Raw genomic sequence first — 14,690 nt, 5'->3', positions numbered from 1 at the left:
AAGTTTTTAAAGTCTGGGTTGCCATTTATAGGCTAAAGCCATCATCAACCACGATGTTCTGACCTGTGATGTACTTTGATTGCTCTGATAGTAGGAACAACACCGCTCCAATCACGTCATCAACATCTAACATGCCTGCGCCATGGGTTTTCTTTTTATAGGCTTGTAAGAAGACTTCAGGTTGATGATCGAAAATGCCACCAGGGCTGACGCTGTTGATGCGGAACTGGCTGTGATTCACATAAGCAACCACATACTTGTTGAGATGTTGAATCGCCGCCTTAATCGCTGCGTACTCCACAGGCATGGTCATCGGTGTGTTGTCATAGATTTCGAACTTTGGTGCAACGACACCATAGATAGAAGATATGTTAACGAGTGAGAATTCTCTGGTATTACGCTGAAAATAAGACGCTGCTTGTTGAGAGAATAAAAAAGCACTGCCTAAGTGTAGTGATAGATTCTCATTGAAGCTTTCAAGGCTTACATCGAAGAAGTGCTTGCCGTAAGTCGTGTTTCTTGGGTACGTCGCGTTGACAGCTCCATCAACATACTCATCCAACAGGGCGAAGAACTGCTTAACATCGCTTTCATTCGTCACATCAAGTGTATGAAATGAAACGGCTTCAGCGTTAATATCACAGCCTAGGTTTTCAATACGCGCTTTCATGCTGTCGACATTAATATCCGCAGCAATCACTCGCGCGCCTTGTGCAATCACTTTGGTTACGAGCTTAGAGCCCAATAGACCGCCAGCACCAGCGATGAAAATCACTTTATCTTTTAATAAATTATCCACTTAACGACCGCCTTCTACGATGGCTTCTGCCAGTTTAAAATCATAAATATCGTCAATGTCGACTGCTCGCTCTTTTGGCACTTCGATACTTGTCACTCGTCCTGCGAACAGGCTTTGGTTTTGTAAGATATAACTTGGTGAGGTGACATAAACAACCGTAGTGATGTCAAAGGCGACAGGGGCATCTTGACGACGAGCAACGCCACCTTCGATAAGGTTCATCAGTTGCACATCACCGGCTTCATCTCTTCGAACCATGTTGAAGTATGGGCTACGATTTGCAGGTGTGATACCGATACAAACATCCGCATCACTATCCGCAATCTGCGAAATCGCACCTTCTACATCATCAACGCTACGCAGAGGGCTGGTTGCCGGCAGGCTGACACAGCGGTCAAATGGACCATACTTATCAGTAACCCATTCAACCGCGTGCATCCACGAAAGCCATTCAGGGCTGGTATCTGACGCGAGTTCAGCTGGCCTTTCAATTAAAATTGCATCATTTGCCAGAGCAACCTCAGCGATCGCCGCATCATCCGTTGATACAAAAACTTTGTCTATCGATGAACATGCTTTCGCAACATCTATGGAGTATTGCAGCAGGGGTTTACCGGCTAAGTGTTTAATGTTCTTGCCAGGTAACCCTTTTGAGCCGCCTCTGGCAAAAATAAAAGCATGGTTTTTCATTGTGACGCCTTTAATAACGATAATTTAGTGACTGGCTGCTCTGATTTTCTGGATCAGATCAACACTCTGCTTAGCCTCTGTGATATCAATGCAGGAATGCTCTCGCCCTTCAATTTTAGAGATAAAATCGGTCAGCATATTCAAATACATTTGGTTCTTATCCCAATCCGGTTCACTATAAAGCACTTCATCACCTTTAGCGCTGGCGAGGGTAATTCCGTTTCTTATCAGATCCCACTCTAAGGTACCTAAACTACCGATAACTCGACATTTTCGGAATGGTTTTCTCTGTAGGAAGTCTAAGTGGATATTAACCACCGCACTTTGACATACAGCAACGATGTCAGCGCAATCTTCCACATCGAGCGACAATTCATCACCAGAGCGTAAGATCGCATGCTTCACATCAAGTGAACCAAATAACCACTGCACATAATCGAGCTCATGGCTCAACTCTAGGAGTGCGCCACCACCAAGCTCAGCATTGGCAGAAACGCTACTGCGATAATCCTTGTTCGGGCGCCAATCCGGCAAATACTGCCCAACTTCAACATTTACGTTATAAATGTGCCCTACCGTCTGTTGCGCCAATAACTTCTTAAACGCAATCGTCGATGATAAGTAGCGTAGACAGTAACCTATCGCAACAGGCGTACCATGTTGTTCAGCCGTTTGCTGCACAAGCTCGCTATCAGCAAAGCTTACTGAGAGTGGTTTTTCTATGAGGACAGGAATGTTCGCCTCAATCAAAGGCAGGGCATGCTTGGCATGAAATGGTGCTGGAGAAGCAACAACAGCGAGCTCGACTTCATGGGTGATAAGTTCATTGACCTCACCCACGACAACATCGCAATCAGAGACGGCTTCCTGAGGGATTCTTCCACTCGCAGACATGGCAACTAGCTTGCTATCAGGAAACAGTTGCTTGAGGTTTTTACGATGACGAGTGGCAATATTTCCTAGACCAATAACAGCAACACATTTCATCAGCTAGCCCATCCCTAAAGTGTGAATATCAGCTTGCGCACGGTTGAAATCGTCCATGCGACCGATGTCTAACCAGTATTCATGGACTGGGAACATTAGAACGTTATCGCGTTCTTCCATGTGACGTTCAAGCAGCGTTGGCATATCGATACGGTAGTTTTTTGGTACCGAGTTGATGACTCTTGGTGACACAACATAGATGCCCGCATTCACAAAAAATCGCTGAATTGGCTTTTCAACCATGCTGGTAATTTTGTTGCCTTCACCGTTAATTACACCATAAGGGATCTGATATTCGTACTCACGTACACACATTGTCGCGTCCGCCTGGTACTCCTGATGGAAGTTGAGCAAACGCTGGAAATCAACCTTGGTTAACACATCACCGTTCATCAGAATCAGAGGTAAATCTGCAGGCAAAGACTCAGGTAAAAGCCCCAAAGCACCACCAGTACCTAAAGGCTCATCTTCATGAACATAAGTGATCTTAATACCTAATTCAGAACCATCACCGAAGTGGTTGATGATCTGTTCTGGCATGTAGTGTGTCGAGATATAAAAATTCACAAAGCCGGCTTTCACAAAACTGCGGATCACCGTTTCAAGAATAGGTTTGTTGCCAATCTTGAGCATTGGCTTCGGGCAAGAGTCCGTCAGTGGTCTTAATCGTGTACCAAAGCCACCCGCCATAATAAACACGGGATTTTCATAGCTTGGTTTGTCCACCAGCGCGCCGTGGAGCGTTTCTAAACCGGTAAGTTTACCGTCGCCAATCAACGGGATAAATAAGATATCAAGCTTGTTCATCAGCTCTATCAGTTCTTCTTGAGAGCTCGAAGCTTCTGCCGTAATTGGGTTAGAGTTCATCACCTCTAACACCGGGCTATCCAACCCTTTACCCATTAATAAGCCTCGACGTACATCACCATCGGTCACCACACCTAACAGGCGGTTATCATCGTCAACCACTAGCGCTACCCGCAGAGCTTCAGAATCGATAATCTCTAACGCGGTTTTAATGGTTTTCGATGGCGATAAGATCGTTCTTTTCCAACTATTTATCATATTTGATCAACTTGGTTTTTTGATTTAATTTAGAAAAAGTTATCGTGTTTGGCTGTACGTCCGATAAGACGACTGACCCCGCTCCAACAATACAACCAGCAGCTAAAGTGATGCCTTGAATAACCGTCGCACCTGCACCAACATAAGCGAATTCGCCAACGTTGACTTGCCCACAGAGCGTCGCACGGGGTGCGATATGGCAATGTTCGCCAATACTGACGTCATGTTCAATAAGCGCCGTACTGTTAATCACACTGTGCTTACCCAGCACCGCACCTGCTTGAATTATAGCTGAGTGTAAGATCTGACAACCTGCGCCTATTTTGGCAAACGGAGAGACTGATGCGCTGGTCGCGATAACCGTCTCAAACTGATAACCCAAAGAGAGAAAGTGTTGATTCACTTTTCGCTTGAGTTTGGACTTCGGCATCACACCGATACCGTTCACTAAGCGCACTTGATTTGGAGAAAAGTGGAGGACATCATCATCACATTTTAGATGAGATATACCATCAAACACCGGTCTTTGGCTGACATTTTCAGGGCTAACAACAGCGAGGATATCTCTGCCTTGCTGACGCAAAATATCGGTAAGAACGGATGCATGCCCCCCCCCACCTATCATTACAATTGGCAATGCGCCTTTGTCACTCAACGATCAACTCTCCGGCTTTGTAATCCTTAGATGCGCGGCTGCCAATAAGCTCCCAATAACGGTATGGTGATAAGCCGGTACCTGGTCGCTTTATGGTTAGGTTATGCTCTGTAATTTCTTCGCCCACTTTAATATTTATCGCTACTACCAGGCTTTTACGAGCTACCGCTTTATTTTTTACTTCAGAAACCGTAGGTGTTTTCACTCTTGAGCCAAGTGCCACTTCAATTTGACGAATGGCAGTAACCATAGCTTCAAGCTCTTGAGGCTCTAGAGAAGCTTTATGGTCAGGACCTTCCATGTTCTTATCAAGCGTAAAGTGTTTTTCTATCAACACCGCGCCGCGAGCAACCGCAGCAATAGGAATGGTGATCCCTTCACTATGGTCTGAGTAACCAGCCGAAAGCTCAAAGGCTTGCTCTAGAGTGTCCATCGCTCTAAGGTTTATCTCATCCATTGGTGCTGGGTATTCGGTTGTGCAGTGAAGGATCGTCACTTTTTCTTTCAGTGCTTTTTGTCCCGCTTCTGACGCGTAAGCTTCTTGGAAGCGTTGAATAGAAGGCACTGCGCCCGCCTCCGCGGTATAGCCAAAAGCAATAACGCCAAGCGCGGTCTCAATCTCGGACAATGTCGCCATACCCGTTGAAACAATCAGGTCACATCCAGTGCGAGCATGAGCAAGAACCAAAGGTGCATTGGTTAATTCACCTGAAGGCAGCTTTAGTCGTATTAAGCCTAAATCGTTGACAAGGAAATCTAAGCTCTCTAAGTCGAACGCTGTAGAGAGAAACTCAATACCCAATGACTCACAGTACTTCACAAGCTCGTGGTGCACATCGTATGACAGCTCTAATCGGCTTAACATCGCGAGCTGTGATTCTTGCTTTTGAGTATTGGTGACCTGGTATTCCGCTTGTTTTGCTTCTTCAGTCACTAGGTTTTGGGCTTTGAAGGTTTGGAATTTAACAATGTCAGCCCCGGCTTTGTGAGCAGCATCAATCAAAGCAAATGCTAATTCTTCTTGACCGTTATGGTTTACACCCGCTTCGGCAATAATCAATGTCATTACAATCTCACTCTACTTTCTTACTTAAGGCAGGTTCAATATTTACGTCAAAAAATGCTTTGCAAGGTTCAAAGCTTAAACCTTTAATCATTTCTATTGCTTGCTTGCTACTGTCACCCTGCCCGTACGGGTTTTCAATAACTTCACAATCAGTTTTATACCTTCGACTCACTGCAAGGCTAATCGCGTTACTGATGGATTCCTTCGTAGCAACTGCATTCAGAACACTTTTGGCCGCTAGGCGCCCTTTTTGTCTTGAACCAATATTGACCGTTGGAACATCAAAAGCCGGCACTTCAATAATACCACTCGACGAGTTTCCAATGACTGCCGCTGCGTGCTTGACTGAACTTAGGTAACGTATTTGTCCAAGAGAGGGGATTGCCAGTACGCGCTTTGGTTGATTTGCTGCATAAGACTCTAGCATGGGAATGATTCGACGACCGCCATCATCCGCATTAGGGTAAGTCAGTATAATTTGGTGATTAGGGTATTCATCCAATGCGTCTAACAAAGCTTGAAAGCTATCCTCAGGCGATTCATCTCCGAGAGTGACAGGATGGTAGGTCACAACGAAATAAGGGCTTGTAAGGTCGAAGCTCAGCGATTCACCCAACTCTGAAATCGTCATAAAAGAGCCTCGATTCAAGTGATCTAAGCCAATCGCACCAATGTTTTTTACTCGCTCTGGCAATTCACCTAATTGAATCACTCGATTTCTATATTCGTTTGTTGACGTGCCATGCAAGTAGCTTAGTTTGGTAATGGCATGACGAATCGCATCATCGTAGGCACCTTCTGTTATTTCCCCACCATGCAAATGAATAATTGGAATACGAAGTATCATGGCAGTTTGCGCTGCAGCTAGAGCTTCAAAACGGTCTCCAAGAATGACAAGGACATCGGGTGCTAATCGCGACAATGCATCAGCAAAACCTAGAACGCCCAATCCCATACTTTTTGCCGTTCCTACAGCGGAATCAGACGATAACAAAATCTCTATTTTTTCATCAATCTGAAAACCATCTCTTTCTATTTGCTTATAAGTATCACCAAACTCTGGAGATAAGTGCATACCAGAAACGAGCAATTGTAATGTTAGATCTGGGTCGCTTTGTATGTCTTTTAAAAGCCAAAAGAGCAGACCATACTCCGCTCTGGTACCAGTAAAGACCGCGACCTTTTTATGTGTCTGCATCGTGTATTAAACCTACTTAGCTTTTAATTTCCACCGGTGTACTTGGAAGGTTAATTAAGTGCGCTTCGATAAATTCAGAGTAAGTTAGATCACCGCGCATTGCATCTTCAAACATTGGTAACCTGTGCATGAGCTGCCAAATTGGGCGAGTCATCACACCTGCACTATTTGTTCCCGCAAGGATTTCTTCTCTACTTTTTTTATCTGGGCAAATAATGGCATTTAACCAGTAATTCGACTCGGCATAATCTGGCTCAGTAACAAACTGAAAATCAGTCCCACTGAAAAGATTTTCATAGCATTTTGCCAGTTGTCTTTTTTGCTTTAAGTACTGCTCAATGACTTCCATCTGTGCGCAACCCAATGCCGCGTTTAGATTCGGCATACGGTAGTTAAACCCCGGTTCATCATGAAAAAACTCGTAGGGGTGAGGCACTTTCGCTGTCGTAGTGACATGCTTGGTTCGTGCTCCTAGCTCCTCGGTTTTACATAAGACCATACCGCCACCACCGGTGGTGATGATTTTATTGCCATTGAAGCTGACCGCACTCACGTCACCAATCGTACCGGTGTGCTTACCCTTATAAAAAGAACCTAGACTTTCTGCAGCATCTTCGACTAAAACAAGGTTCCATTTGAGGCAAACAGCAACCAGCTCATCGAGCTCCACAGGATGACCAAAGGTGTGCATAGGAACAACCGCTTTAATTCGCTTTCCTGTATTCCTGTGAATACAACCCGCTTCGGTTATCTCGGCATGTTCACTTAAGAATACATCCACCGCTTTAGGGCATAGCCCCAAGCTTACAGGTGAAACATCCACAAAAATCGGCTCGGCGCCCATATGATACAGTGCATTACAAGTTGCAACGAATGTCAGAGCTTGTGTTATAACGAGATCACCTCGTTGAACATCAGCCATGTACAAAGCCGCATGTAATGCCGCAGTACCATTGACGGTTGCTACCGCTTTAGCGGTACCTGTATACGCCTCAACCTTTCGCTCAAAATCATCAACAAACTTGCCAACGCTAGAAACAAAGGTACTGTCAATCGTTTCCATTACGTAGGCTTTTTCGTTGCCATTAAACGTTGGTGCGTGCAGCGGAATGAATTCGTCCGTTTTGTAGGTATCTCTAACAAATTCAACAACAGCTGTTGCTTTCATTACTTACTCCGCTTACATCTTGCTATCGAGGTATTTACCAGTTTCTTTGTGCCCAAAATCAGGAATCATTGTAAAAAAGAGTTTTACAATTTCTTCCTTGGTCCAAGCTCGCTCGTCTTTCATCTCTGAAATACTGTTTTCAAACAAAGAAAGTAGCTCTTGCTCATAAAGAGGGTCATTTTTAATAATGCCTAGATTTGTAAATCGAGACATATCCAATTCTTCTTTATCCGTGAAAAACTCTTCAAAATCTTTCTCGCCCGTTGTATCACTCGCAGTAAACAAACATGGCCATTTTCCTTGTTCAGGAAGTGTATGAGCTAATTGACGAGCTTCTTCTTCTGTTTTACAAAGATAAGGTTCATAGCCAAGTTGCTCTAGGTATTTCACTGCAATATCAGCAAACGAAATCAGATGAAGAGCTTCGCTCAACTTAGGGAAGAAAATGTCACGATTCTCACCAAAAATGCATGACATTAGGCAAAGTTCACCTGACTCTTGAGGTGTCACGAAGTAACGCTTGATATCGTTTGGAGCGACGATAGGCTGGCGTTTTTGAATACGTTGATTGAATCCATGCAACAATGAACCGTCCGAAAACGCAACATTGGCAAAACGGGCTGTTGAGATCGCCATCTGTTCACTTTTTCGCATTAGGAACATTTCCATAATACGTTTAGAAGCGCCCATCATATTGACCGGGTTTGCCGCTTTATCTGTCGATACACAGAAGTACTTCTTAGCGCCAGCATCAATAGATTGTTGAATGGTTTTATCTGTATTAAATACGTTTACATCGATCATTCGCATCAATGTATAAGGATCTTTCTCGCTTCTAACATGCTTAAGTGCGGATAAGTTCAACACATAATCAAACTTGCCATCTGCTTTGATGAACGCATCGTACTCTAAAGAGCCGATATCTAAAGCAAATGTTTGAAAATCACCATCAATGTAACCGAATGAACTGCGGACATCTCGAACTAGTTCAACCATGTTATTTTCACTAATATCAACAACATGTAACTTCTTAGGATTACGCTTGAAAATCTCTTTAGTTACGGCTTGTCCGATTGAGCCTGCGCCTCCTAAAACAAGGAAATTTGACTCAGAAACAATGCGTGATAACTCTGCCTCATGGTTATCAATATCTTGCGTGAATAAGGCTTCGGTGCGACCGATCAACGGTAAAGTAGCGTTCATTACCAAATCCCCTTGGTATCGACTAAATATGGTGAGTTTAGTGACTCAGCTTTAAATTCTTTATGATCAACGAGCATAACATGAATATCAGCGGTCAAACTGGCAACGTCAAAACTCTCAAGCTCAACTTGATTCAACGAACTTGGTAATTGGTGAATATTGGGTTCAACTGCAATTACATTCCCTGAGTGAAAAGAAGCAATTTCTTTTACAATCTGCATTGCAGGACTTTCACGTAAGTCATCAATATCAGGCTTAAAAGCTAAACCGTAACACGCAATAGTAACCTCTTTGGCAGCTTTATCAGCATTCTCTTGCAAGAAATCTGAAATAGCTATTTTAGTTTTACTGACAACCCAACCAGGCTTACTGTCATTAACTTTACGTGCAGTATGAATAATTCGGGCTTCATCTGGTGTCTTTGAAACAATGAACCATGGGTCAACAGCGATACAATGACCACCAACACCAGGGCCTGGTTGTAAAATGTTAATACGAGGATGTCGGTTTGCCAACGATATCAACTCCCAAACATTGATATCTAACTTATCACAAATTACCGAGAGCTCATTTGCAAATGCTATCTGTACATCTCGACAACTATTTTCAGTTAACTTTGCCATTTCCGCTGTACGTGCATTTGTAATAACACAATCACCGAGTACAAACGTTTTATATAGCTCTACGCTACGTTCTGAACACTTTTTGGTTAACCCGCCAATAACACGGTCATTTTCCACCAACTCACGAACAACGTGACCAGGTAATACCCGTTCTGGACAATGCGCAATATTGATATCAGCACTTTCACCTGAGTTCTGAGGGAAAGTTAAATCACTTCTTGCTTCAGCCAACCACTTAGCCATTTGCTCAGTTGCACCAACAGGAGAAGTAGACTCTAAAATCACTAAATCTCCCTTCTTAAGAACAGGGGCGATTGCCTTACTCGCCGCTTCAATAAACCTCAAATCTGGCTCTGGAATTTCACCGTCAGCGCACTCTTTGAAAGGAGTAGGCACTGCAATCAAAAAAGCATCGGCAGGTTCTGGAGTAATTACAGCTTTTAAATAACCTTCTGTTACTGCTGCATGTACGATCATATCAAGATCCGGTTCTACGATATGAATCTCACCGCGGTTAATCGTATCTATTGCATTTTGATTGACATCGACACCAATCACTTTTTTCTTGCGTGATGCAAACATCGCTGCCGTCGGTAGCCCGATGTAACCTAAGCCGACAACTGAAATTGTTTCAAAAGACATAGTTTATATTCCAATTTTTAATTTTCTAATTCGTTCAAAATTCGTTTGCAAGCTTGACCATCACCGTATGGGTTGTGTGCAAAACTCATCGCTTGATAAGCGCTTTCATCCGTTAATAGCTGACTTAAACTCTCAACGATCATGTCAACGTCGGTGCCGACTAACTTAACCGTGCCGGCTTCAACCGCTTCTGGTCGCTCGGTCGTATCGCGCATCACTAAAACAGGTTTTCCTAACGACGGGGCTTCTTCTTGAATGCCACCAGAATCAGTCAAAATGATGTGCGCACGGCTCATTAAGTAGATAAATGGTAAGTATTGTTGAGGCTCAATGAGGTGGATGTTATCAATGCCTGCAAGAATACGATTAACAGGTTCACGTACATTTGGATTAAGATGCATTGGGTACAAAATTTGCGTATCTGGATATGCTTTTGCGGTAATTGCCAGCGACTCACAAATACGCTCAAAACCACCACCAAAACTTTCACGGCGATGCCCTGTTACTAAAATGAGTTTTTTGTTTTCATCTAAGAAAGGGAACTGAGCAGAAAGCGTAGCGTTCAAATCACTGTCAGATTCAATTTTGTCTTTCACCATCAGTAACGCATCAATTACGGTATTACCCGTTACTGAAATATCTTTCGGATTAAAGCTTTCTTTCAGCAGGTTTTCTTTTGACGTTGTCGTCGGCGCAAAGTGATATTTGGTTAACGCCCCCGTTAAACGGCGATTACCTTCTTCAGGCCACGGCGAGTAAATATTGCCCGTTCGAAGGCCTGCTTCTACGTGACCTACAGCGATTTGCTCATAGTAAGCTGCTAAGCTTGCAGCAAATGTTGTCGCCGTGTCACCGTGAACTAAAACCACATCAGGTTTGAATTCTTCTAGTACTGGTTTAAGCTCTAACAAAATACGCGCCGTCACTTCATTGAGTGTTTGACCAGCTTTCATTAGATTCAAATCGTAGTCGGGCGTGATTTCAAATAACTCTAATACTTGATCAAGCATTTCTCGGTGCTGAGCCGTCACGCAGCATTTTGCTTCAAAGCGCTCATCGGCTGCTAGAGCATGAACCAGAGGTGCCATTTTGATGGCTTCTGGACGCGTGCCAAAAACCGTAAGGATTTTTTTCTTAGTCATTTTATGAAGTTTCCAACCGACAGGTGAAATGAAAGAGGTGATTTTTTGTTACTTTTGATCTCAGCATTAAAAACACACTGAGACACTTTTTATTCATTTTGAAACAGTCAATTCTCGACAATCCCTTGTAAAACCTAGATATTGATGACTTTTTTAAAACCGTCCCAATAGGCCGCCAAAAGCAGCCTTTCAGTAGCTTGTCGCGCTTTTGAATTGCTATACTTGCTAACAAGCTAAATCTGGGTACGCTACCGCCCTTAGGTTTGGCTCCTAAAGGCAATAGTCACAATTTGTTCGCTTTATGCGGTTTTCATACGGTTTTAAATATGCGGAGCATTCTAGCAAAGTAAGTGCATATTAACCAGTTTGAAATTGACTCTGGCATGACAAACACTCACCACGCATTCAGCCAGCGAGAGCATTGTACGTCTTGTAGATACTGAGTCCCTATGTGGTACCTGTTTTCTTGTGCTGCGTCGCAGTAGCGTTTTTCTATATCAATGAAAATATTGCCGTTGCGGTATAGCGACACGAAGCTTGGGTTGTTGTTTACCGCCAATAACGCTTTAATCTCGGTGCGTGTTAGCCCTTGTGGGTAATGGGTAACAAGCAGTTTCAAGAACTCGCCAATACGCCCTTCCACTCGCGCTATCTCTTTTTCTAAAATGGTGACTTTTTCTTCCGTTGTCAGTTTTTTTAGGCTGATATCGTCCATTTGCCCTCTCCCTAATTCTACTTTTGTATCTTGACGTTTTTTGTCTGTATTCGCGCTTGGTCTTCCCTAGCCTTTTGGTTTCCTAAGATCTTGGTTTTCTAAGCTATTTTTTTAATAGCTTTGGCTGTGTGAACAAGCGCTTCGTCTGTGAAAAATTGAATGGTCACTTTTTAGAATCCGTGCCGGGCGATTTGGATTGAACTAGGGCCTTGATACGTGCTTCGAACGGATTGGTGGTGCTTTTGGCTTGGTAATCCGCTAGGGCCTGAGAGACGGGCGTGGGTTGTTTGTGAACCATGGGCTTGGCTGCCGGTTGGGTTTTAGCTTCCTTGGTCGATGTAGAAGCAGAAGCCCTTGCTGGTTTAGCCGCTTTTGTTTGCTTAGCCGCTCTAGCCTGCTTAAAGACTGGCGATGAGTCTCGCTTCGCTTTGGCTTGGGCGCTTCTTCTTAGCCAGCCATTCACAAAGTGGCCAATGTGCTCAAAGGGTTTGCGCTTATCGGGGTTGATGTACAGCCAGGCTTGCATGGCATGCAGTTCTTGCAGCACATCTAACTTTGGGTAGGTGCGTTCTAATATGGTGGTGAACTCATGATAAATCGGCGCGCAGCCCTCTTTGGTGAGCAGGTGAATCACGACTTCATTCTGTTGGCTTATTGGAGTAGTGGTGGCTTGAGGTGTCGATACCTCATGTTGTTCAGAACCGCTTTGGGGATCAAGAACATCGGTGTCATCCAAGAGGCCGTTTTTCAAGATCAACTCTGTTTTATGTTCTTTATGAAAGATTATGTGTGCCAGGTGATCACTCTCCGTGGTGGATCTTGAGTCACCCAGGGGAGTGTCTGAATGGTCGGTTTTCTTCGCATGTTCTGTCTTCTGTGGATATTCCGACGAAGCTGACGGTAAACCTGTTTGTTCTACATTCGTGTTCTCTTGATTCGCTTGGTCTAGATCGATCTGTTGAATGTGGCTGTCGCTGGGAAGGCGCAGCTGATATATGTTGCTGCGCTGGCGTCCTGAATCATCAAAGCGCTTTATCCGCTTCACAAAACCTTTTTTTTCGAGCTCGTTAACGTGTCGTTTCACGGTTCTTACCGACACTTCGCAATATTGCGCTAAGTAATTTAAGGATGGGAAACACACGCCGCGCGCGTCTGCGTTATCGGCTAATTTCAATAGCACTAACTTGCTTATTGGCGAGCCAGTTTTTAATGGGATGAAAGAAAGAATTAGAGAAACACACATGGTTAACGCTCCTTGTTAATTAGTCATTCGTATAGAAATCCATTGATATACAGAGCATTAACAACACTTTTTGGCGCTTTAGGGGCGAAAGGCCCATGAGATAAGTTGTAAGAAAAGATGTTTGGTTAATCGCCTCGGATAGATATGCAACATCAACCTTATTAAGCAATGGCTTTTCGAAGCACCTCTCATTTTTCTGTATTCCTCTGTTTTCGTGTTATTCCCGCCAACCCCAATCAAGAGTCTTGAAGTACATTGCCCTCCCCATGCAGCAATAAGGTGCTTAATGAAGGCGATAGTTTCTCTTTTTATTTCAGCGTATCAACCCGGAATGGCGAGCATCGAGTGCCGTGCTAACTCCCTCACTCAATCACGTCAGCCGTTATTTTTTAGTGATAGTGATGGGTTTGGCCAAGTACTGAGCTATGAAGTTAACGGTTATAAAGAAAGCCATTTAGAAGGTTGTTATTTTAATGAGGATGAATGCGGTGGCGCCCCCAGCTATGACGATATTTGCTGGATGATCAGCCGATCGCGGCGTGAATCGCCTCTGGGTTATTACGTGATGTATTTACGTTATGTCAGCCACCACCCCGGCTATGAAAAAACCGTAGCCACCAGTCTGCGACAACACATCGCATTGCACCCTGATTTAAATGAATCGCTATCAACGTCTTTAATCGCCTATTTACAACAACACGAGGATTTATTTTGTCAAACACTCCACCAGCAACTGATCGAGTTCCAAATCAGCTGTTAGAAGCGTCTGTTTTACAAGAGCGGGCTGACACCAAAGAACGAATTGATTCGGAAGAGCAGGCTAGCAAGATGGAGCTTATCCCTTCGTTAGAGCCTTGTTTACCTTCAGCATCCTATTCATTCAGCCTGGTTTCGGTTTTACTCCGCTTACCTCATTGCCCGCCATATTCCTTTATTACTGTGCATTGCAGCGCCACGCCGCCACAGCAAGATGTAGGCGTAGCCGAGATTCGCCAATGGCATAAAAAGAGAGGCTGGCGCGATGTGGGGTATCACTTTGTTATTCGTCGCAATGGGGATGTCCAATTGGGCAGGCCGCTGTCGCAAACTGGCGCGCATGTGAAAGGACACAACAAGGGCAATATTGGGGTTTGTTTGGTTGGCGGTTGTAATGCCGAGCTGCAACCAGAAGATAACTTCACACTTGCGCAGCGCAAGGCACTGTTTGGTTTGATGGCTGCACTGCAAGAGCAGTTCTTGATTTCAGATGAGAATGTTAAGGGGCATAAAGATTGGGGCGTGAATAAAGCGTGTCCTGTTTTGAAGATAAAAGCTTAAGAGCAGATGCGGGATTCGAAAAGTGAGGAAAATAAAGTGAGAGTGGTGCTTTTAGCTCCTCCCCTTTATCACGACTGTTACTTGGCAAAAAATATCCTATACAAGGGGAGGCTGGGAGGGGTTGGTTAGGCATTAGCTAGCAACCCCCTCTAACTCCCCCTTTTATTAACATCACCA

The 14,690-nt window shown here is 44.1% G+C and carries 15 protein-coding genes; 2 read left to right on the top strand and 13 right to left on the bottom strand.

The genetic code is table 11. The features are described 5' to 3' along the window. Positions 1-25: 25 nt before the first annotated feature. From AB6E30_RS06585 to AB6E30_RS06525, 13 genes are all read right to left on the bottom strand, one after another. Entirely contained in the window at positions 26-799 is a 774-nt protein-coding gene (locus AB6E30_RS06585) for an oxidoreductase (RefSeq protein WP_372103007.1), read from the bottom strand. Further along, on the bottom strand, positions 800-1,489 hold the full coding sequence (locus AB6E30_RS06580) for a cytidylyltransferase domain-containing protein (RefSeq protein WP_372103006.1): 690 nt from the start codon (positions 1,487-1,489) through the stop codon (positions 800-802). Positions 1,490-1,513: 24 nt separating this feature from the next. After that, entirely contained in the window at positions 1,514-2,476 is a 963-nt protein-coding gene (locus tag AB6E30_RS06575; protein WP_372103004.1) for a Gfo/Idh/MocA family protein, read from the bottom strand. 3 nt (positions 2,477-2,479) lie between these two features. Beyond that, positions 2,480-3,541, bottom strand: coding sequence for a nucleotidyltransferase family protein (locus tag AB6E30_RS06570; RefSeq protein ID WP_372103002.1), 1,062 nt, complete (start codon positions 3,539-3,541; stop codon positions 2,480-2,482). Further along, a complete protein-coding gene (locus AB6E30_RS06565; protein ID WP_372103042.1) occupies positions 3,531-4,166 on the bottom strand; it encodes an acetyltransferase in 636 nt (211 codons plus the stop codon). The genes AB6E30_RS06570 and AB6E30_RS06565 overlap by 11 nt, the downstream gene beginning before the upstream one ends. A gap of 22 nt (positions 4,167-4,188) precedes the next feature. Beyond that, the gene (neuB, locus tag AB6E30_RS06560; protein ID WP_372103000.1) at positions 4,189-5,262 is read right to left on the bottom strand and encodes an N-acetylneuraminate synthase; all 1,074 of its coding nucleotides are present in this window, start codon (positions 5,260-5,262) and stop codon (positions 4,189-4,191) included. Between the two features lie 7 nt (positions 5,263-5,269). Continuing rightward, a complete protein-coding gene (neuC, locus tag AB6E30_RS06555) occupies positions 5,270-6,460 on the bottom strand; it encodes a UDP-N-acetylglucosamine 2-epimerase (RefSeq protein WP_372102998.1) in 1,191 nt (396 codons plus the stop codon). Between the two features lie 16 nt (positions 6,461-6,476). Beyond that, the gene (locus tag AB6E30_RS06550; protein WP_372102996.1) at positions 6,477-7,628 is read right to left on the bottom strand and encodes a LegC family aminotransferase; all 1,152 of its coding nucleotides are present in this window, start codon (positions 7,626-7,628) and stop codon (positions 6,477-6,479) included. Between the two features lie 12 nt (positions 7,629-7,640). Beyond that, on the bottom strand, positions 7,641-8,831 hold the full coding sequence (locus AB6E30_RS06545) for a UDP-N-acetylglucosamine 4,6-dehydratase (protein WP_102320638.1): 1,191 nt from the start codon (positions 8,829-8,831) through the stop codon (positions 7,641-7,643). After that, positions 8,831-10,096, bottom strand: a complete 1,266-nt coding sequence (gene wecC, locus AB6E30_RS06540) for a UDP-N-acetyl-D-mannosamine dehydrogenase (RefSeq protein WP_102320639.1) — start codon at positions 10,094-10,096, stop codon at positions 8,831-8,833. Before wecC ends, AB6E30_RS06545 begins: the two co-directional genes overlap by 1 nt. 17 nt (positions 10,097-10,113) lie before the next feature. Next, positions 10,114-11,238, bottom strand: a complete 1,125-nt coding sequence (wecB, locus tag AB6E30_RS06535; protein WP_102320640.1) for a non-hydrolyzing UDP-N-acetylglucosamine 2-epimerase — start codon at positions 11,236-11,238, stop codon at positions 10,114-10,116. 394 nt (positions 11,239-11,632) lie between these two features. After that, a complete protein-coding gene (locus tag AB6E30_RS06530) occupies positions 11,633-11,953 on the bottom strand; it encodes a hypothetical protein (RefSeq protein ID WP_102398552.1) in 321 nt (106 codons plus the stop codon). 163 nt (positions 11,954-12,116) lie between these two features. Beyond that, positions 12,117-13,196: a helix-turn-helix domain-containing protein gene (locus tag AB6E30_RS06525; RefSeq protein WP_372102994.1), complete on the bottom strand. Its 1,080-nt coding sequence runs from the start codon at positions 13,194-13,196 to the stop codon at positions 12,117-12,119. Positions 13,197-13,482: 286 nt separating this feature from the next. Here AB6E30_RS06525 and AB6E30_RS06520 point away from each other — a divergent pair, with 286 nt between their 5' ends. Both AB6E30_RS06520 and AB6E30_RS06515 read left to right on the top strand, forming a co-directional pair. Then, positions 13,483-13,956, top strand: coding sequence for a hypothetical protein (locus tag AB6E30_RS06520; RefSeq protein WP_372102992.1), 474 nt, complete (start codon positions 13,483-13,485; stop codon positions 13,954-13,956). Further along, positions 13,908-14,513: an N-acetylmuramoyl-L-alanine amidase gene (locus AB6E30_RS06515; protein WP_372102991.1), complete on the top strand. Its 606-nt coding sequence runs from the start codon at positions 13,908-13,910 to the stop codon at positions 14,511-14,513. Before AB6E30_RS06520 ends, AB6E30_RS06515 begins: the two co-directional genes overlap by 49 nt. The last annotated feature ends 177 nt before the right edge of the window (positions 14,514-14,690 follow it).

The organism is Vibrio sp. 10N.247.311.12 (assembly GCF_041467515.1).
Lineage (GTDB): Bacteria > Pseudomonadota > Gammaproteobacteria > Enterobacterales > Vibrionaceae > Vibrio > Vibrio crassostreae_C.
This window is presented reverse-complemented; position numbering and strand designations above follow the sequence as displayed.